Annotated in this window: 2 protein-coding genes and 1 pseudogene; 2 read left to right on the top strand and 1 reads right to left on the bottom strand. The window is 70.8% G+C overall.

Annotated elements, in window-relative coordinates:
- Positions 1 to 263, top strand: a pseudogene (locus FCI23_RS55520) (DUF6262 family protein); the annotation flags it as partial.
- 6 nt (positions 264 to 269) lie between these two features.
- Here FCI23_RS55520 and FCI23_RS55515 read toward each other — a convergent pair.
- Positions 270 to 731, bottom strand: coding sequence for a MarR family winged helix-turn-helix transcriptional regulator (locus FCI23_RS55515; protein WP_136731739.1), 462 nt, complete (start codon positions 729 to 731; stop codon positions 270 to 272).
- 60 nt (positions 732 to 791) lie between these two features.
- Between FCI23_RS55515 and FCI23_RS55510 the strand changes: the two genes are divergently transcribed.
- Complete coding sequence (locus FCI23_RS55510) at positions 792 to 1,703, top strand: LLM class flavin-dependent oxidoreductase (protein ID WP_169317500.1); 912 nt, start codon at positions 792 to 794, stop codon at positions 1,701 to 1,703.
- The last annotated feature ends 1 nt before the right edge of the window (position 1,704 follow it).

Below are 1,704 nucleotides of genomic sequence, written 5' to 3'. Positions count from 1 at the left end.
GGGTCTCCCGGACCTTCCTCTACGACGCTGCCCAGGCGCCATTGCTCGCCAGACTGCGCGGCCTCGCTGACAAGCAGCCCTCCACGGGGCGACCTGCTTTGCCCGATCAGCAGCGGATCACCACCAGGTCACACGAGACGGTGGTCAGAGCCCTGCGGGACGCCAACCGCAAACTGCACGAGGAGAACGAACGGCTTCGCAACGAACTTGCAGTGGCCCTCGGCCGGCTCCGAGACCTCCGCCGAGGCATTCCGGTTGAATGAGGGCCTTCAGGGCCTGTTTGGAGTTCTGATCAGCACCTGCAGCGCCTTCACCAGGCGCGCCGCGTCCTTCTCGCCGAGCGGGGCGAGGAACTCGCGTTCCGCCGCCTCACGGGCGTCCTCCGCATCGGCCCGCGCCCGTCTGCCCCGCTCCGTCAACTCAACGACGTTGCGGCGGCGGTCCTCCTCACTGCGGCGCCGCTCCACCAATCCCTTGCCCTCCAGCGCGTCGACGAGCGCGACCATCGTCGTGCGGTCCACGCCCAGCCGCCGCGCGGCCTCCAGTTGCGACAGCGGACGGCCCGCCGCCAGCACCGCGAGCACCGCCAACTCCCGTGCGTCCAGCCCGAACGGGGCCAGTGCGGGCCCGGCATGCTTGGCCAGCCGCAGCTGCGCGTGCTTGAGCAGGTAGCCCAGCCGCGTGCCGAGCAGATCCTCGACCGCGGCCCCGTTGTCGTCATTCTCCGCCATCCCAAAATCTTAACCATCGTCTGATAGTCAGCAGCACTGACGATCACTATGGTGATGGTCATGCCCATTGACGCACCCCACCGCGCCCTCCGCTTCGGCGTCAAGACGACGCCCATGCACCTGGCCTACGACGACATCCTCCGCGTCTGGGAGGAGGCCGACGAACTGCCCGAACTCGACGACGCCTGGCTGTGGGACCACCTGATGCCGCTGGCTGGGCCGCCCGGCGGCGCTGTCCTGGAGGGCTGGACGCTGCTGGCCGCACTGGCCGCTCGCACCACCCGACTCCGTCTCGGCCTGCTCGTCACCAGCAACATGCTGCGCGCCCCCGCCCACCTCGGAAAGATCGCCACCACCGTGGACGTGATCTCCAAAGGGCGCCTGATCATGGGCCTGGGCGTCGGCGGAACCCGACAGCCCGACGGCCCCAACCCGGCCGTCGCCGAGTACGCCGCCTACGGCCTCCCGCTCCCGAGTCCCGGCGAGGGCCTGGCCCGCCTCACCGAGACGATCACCATTCTGCGCAGCATGTGGACCGAGGAGGCCTTCGATCACGACGGCCTCTTCACCACCCTGCGCGGCACCCGCAACGGCCCCGGCCCGGTCCAGCCCGGCGGCCCGCCGCTGCTGCTCGGCGGCTGGGGCGACCGCACCCTGCGCATCATCGCCGAGCACGCCGACATCTGGAACCTCCCCGGCCCGCCCCACAACGGCACCGACTGGATCGCCGAGCGCGCCCGCGTCCTGGACGCGCACTGCGCGGCGATCGGCCGCGACCCCGCCGAGATCACCCGCTCCGCGCAGATCATCGTCGACTACGCCGACCCCGCAACCACCCGCGCCCACGTCTGCGCACTCGCCGCCGCCGGCATCCGGCACGTCGTACTCGCGCTGCCCCGCCCCTATCCGGAAAAGGCCGCCCGCTGGCTTGTCGACGAGATTGTCACCCCTGTCCGGGAGAACGGCGCCTGAC

The sequence above is a fragment of the Actinacidiphila oryziradicis genome, assembly GCF_005047355.1.
Taxonomy (GTDB): domain Bacteria; phylum Actinomycetota; class Actinomycetes; order Streptomycetales; family Streptomycetaceae; genus Actinacidiphila; species Actinacidiphila oryziradicis.
The sequence above is the reverse complement of the archived record's forward strand: the minus strand, read 5'-3'. Positions and strand labels throughout refer to the sequence as shown.